3 protein-coding genes are annotated in these 3,435 nt (G+C 61.7%); all 3 read left to right on the top strand.

The genetic code is table 11. The annotated features are described in order from the left end of the window. Positions 1-499: 499 nt before the first annotated feature. Positions 500-838 (top strand): hypothetical protein, encoded by a 339-nt coding sequence (locus Q0C48_RS05490; protein WP_291522267.1) that lies wholly within the window; start codon positions 500-502, stop codon positions 836-838. Then, a complete protein-coding gene (locus Q0C48_RS05485) occupies positions 838-2,256 on the top strand; it encodes a glycosyltransferase (protein WP_291522265.1) in 1,419 nt (472 codons plus the stop codon). Before Q0C48_RS05490 ends, Q0C48_RS05485 begins: the two co-directional genes overlap by 1 nt. After that, a partial coding sequence (locus Q0C48_RS05480; RefSeq protein ID WP_291522263.1) for a glycosyltransferase occupies positions 2,253-3,435 on the top strand: 1,183 nt, incomplete at its 3' end. The genes Q0C48_RS05485 and Q0C48_RS05480, both read left to right, overlap by 4 nt.

Genomic DNA, 3,435 nt, shown 5'->3' with positions numbered 1-3,435 from the left:
CCGGCTCGCCTCCGCTACGTACACCATCTTGAGCGCGTCCGTCAACGCCCCATAGGTCCACCCCTGCCCGATCAGATATCGGACCAAAGGGCGCAGGATCGCCAATACCGCTGTCTTCAATGCTTCGTTCATGGCATGCCCAGGTTCGCCTCGATCAGGTTCACGTTGAGTGTAGTGTGTAGTGGTATATATCCCCACTTAGGCGCAGATTGCTTGACGTGGTAAAATATCCCACTACGATGATCATACGGTAGCGGAATGCCGATGTCGACCGGCCATCGGAAAGGAAGACGTCATGTACCAGACAACCTATATGCACAAATTCGATGACCGGGCGGCGCTTTGCCGGGGAGCGGTCCGTAGCCCGGACCGGAGAACGGCACGAGTGTCCGGCTTGAGTCTGGGTGGTTGTTGACAGTGGGAAAAGTTACCACTACCCTCTTTCGGGTGCCGCGATCGGTAGCATTTCCCAACAATGGAGAGAGTCAAGGAGGGTGTTATGACAACCACTTATGAACAACAGCGAGTTCTACACGACGAAGCTCCCCTTATGCTGGGAGCCTGGCAGTTTGCACCCGAGATGAAGCAGGTGAGGGATGTCGACGCTACTGTCGGCACTATTTGCGGCCATCACAGCCCGCACGCGGTGCGCATCTTTCTCGATGGCGCCTGGACGACGTTCTGTATGGATTGCTGGCGCAGAAATCGCCATTCCTACCGCCGTCCGGACGACTTATTGCCGCAGACCGAATCTTCCGCTGAACAAGTCTCACCAGCGACGATTCGGAAAACCTTCGGCAAGCCCTTTCTCCAATCTCTCCGTTCAGGAGGGTGGTGATGAAACCCCTCATACAGCGGGGAACGGAGCGATACCGCCGCCTGCCCCTTGCGCAGGCGGCGGATCCCATGCCCACCAGCCAGCGCTACGCGGGCCGGGGAATCCGGCAGAACCTGTTGTTTGCCGGTGATTCCCCGTCCTCCCCTGGCACTTTCGTAGCAACGGGGCAGCCGATACCCACAGTTGCCTTGCACCATTGGTCCGCCGCAAAGCATGGGCGATCGGCGCGACGAGTACTCCTCTATTCTCATGACACCTTCGGCCTTGGCCATTTACGGCGGAATCTGGCCATCGTCGAGCACCTTATGCAGCGTAAACCGCCTTTTTCCGGGATGCTGCTGACTGGGTCCCCCATGGCTGGTTCCTGGCCGATGCCGGCAGGCCTGGAAGTGCGGGCCCTCCCTCCCGTCATCAAGGTTGGCGCCGAGGAATATACGGCCAGAGATCTTTCCTCCAGCTTCGAGGTGGTCAAGGCGCTGCGCGAGGCGGCGATCCTGGACGCCATTGCCTCCTACCGGCCCGACTTCTTCCTGGTCGATCATGCCCCGGCGGGAATGAAAGGGGAGCTGTTGCCGGCGCTGCAGTTCATCCGGGAGGAGATGCCGGCGACCCGCACCGTGTTGGGGCTGAGAGATGTCATCGACAGCCCGGAGACCGTGCGCCAGGTTTGGCAGGCACAAGGCATCTACGAGTTGCTGGAGACGGAATATGACCAGATCCTGGTTTACGGCAGTCGCCACCTATTCGACGTGGTGAGTGCCTACAGCCTTTCACCGAAGGTGGCGGCCAAAGTGCGCTACTGCGGTTATGTCGCCCGCACGGGCCTGCACGGCGTTCCGGACGTGCTGGTGGCGCCGTCGGGTTTACCGGTGGTTCTCGTTACCGTCGGCGGCGGCGGCGATGGATATGCCTTGATTGATGCCTATCTTGAGGCCTTGCGCCGGATTCCACAGAACACGGTGCACAGCATCGTCGTTCCCGGGCCGCTCATGCCGCCGGACCAGTATCAGACGCTGGCCAGGATTGCTGCTCAGCGCCCGGACATCCAGATTATCCCCTATACCACCGAACTCGTGGGCTTGCTGCACATTGCCGATCTGGTAGTGGCGATGGGGGGGTACAACACCACCGCAGAGATTCTCGCCGCCAGGAAGTCGGCCATCCTGGTGCCACGCTCGATACCGCGCATGGAGCAATGGCTCCGCGCAACGACGTTGAGCCAGCTCGGGCTCGTGTGGATGATACAGCCCGAGGAAGACCTGGTCGACCGACTGGTGGAGCTGGTGCCGGCCGCCGTTGCCGGCGACCGTCCGCCGGGAAAGCAATGGGATACCGTGGACCTGGGGGGCGTTCATCGCGTTGCCGAGGTACTGGAAGAGATGCTCCGTCCTGGAACGAGCGCGGGGGTATCCCTATGACGGCGACAACCCCGACGGTAGGTTATGTACTGAAGCGCTATCCGCGCCTTTCGGAGACTTTCATCCTCAACGAAATGCGCGCACTGGAGCGTTTGGATACTTCCCTGCATATTTTCTCGCTCCTGCGGCCCGAGGACGCCCCCCGGCATCCCACGGTTTCGGAGGTCCGGGCGACCGTGACCTATCTTCCCCTCACCTGGCCCCGGATCATTTTTGCGCTAGCCAGGGGGCACGCCGTCGTGGCGGCCCGGGCGCCGCTGCGCTATCTGCACGCCACCGGGCTCGCGTTGTGGTGGTCCATCCGCACCCGCCGGCCACTGAGCGTCGGGAAACAGTTCATGCGTTCCGGTTATGTGGCGCATGGTTGTCTGCAGAACAACATTCAACACCTCCACGCTCACTTCGCCAATGCACCCGCTACTGTCGCCCGCCTGGCCGGGGTCATGTGCAATATTCCCTACAGCTTCACAACGCACGCCAAGGATCTCTACCTGACTCCCCAGGAGGCCATGCGCCGACGGATTGAGTCGGCGCATTTCGTCCTCACCTGCACCCGCTACAATGTCGAATACCTGCGCGGTTTTCTGCCGCGCCAGGACTGGGACAAAATCCATCTCGTCTACCATGGTATCGATCTCGCGGCCTTTCCTCAGGGCGATTCTTTTGCGGATTTTCCGCTGGCGGAAAATGCCGATCTGCCCTTGATCCTTTCGGTGGGCCGCCTCGTCCCCAAAAAAGGGATGCGGGACCTGGTTACCGCTTGCCACCTGCTGCACAGCCGGGGGATCGCCTTTCGTTGCGTCATCGTCGGTGAAGGTCCGTTGCGCCAGGAACTGGAGACCTATATCGCCGAGCTGGGCCTGACGGCTATGGTAACTCTGCCGGGCGCCATGGCTCACGACCGCCTCCTGGCATTTTACGGACAAGCAACCGTCTTCGCTCTCGCCCCCCATGTAACGGAGGACGGAGACCGGGATGGCATCCCCAACGTCCTGGCGGAAGCCATGGCGGCCGGCACGCCCGTGGTCTCAACCGCGGTTTCGGGTATCCCCGAATTGATCGAGGACGGCCGTACCGGGCTGCTGGTACCGCCGCGGGACCCGGTAGTGTTGGCCGACACCCTGGAACGGGTGCTTGCCGACGCGCCGCTGCGGCGCCGCCTCGCGGCGGCGAGCCGGG

The organism is Acidithiobacillus sp. (assembly GCF_023255755.1).
Lineage (GTDB): Bacteria > Pseudomonadota > Gammaproteobacteria > Acidithiobacillales > Acidithiobacillaceae > Acidithiobacillus.
Note: the sequence above shows the minus strand (reverse complement) of the source record. Positions and strands in the feature narration are given on the sequence as shown.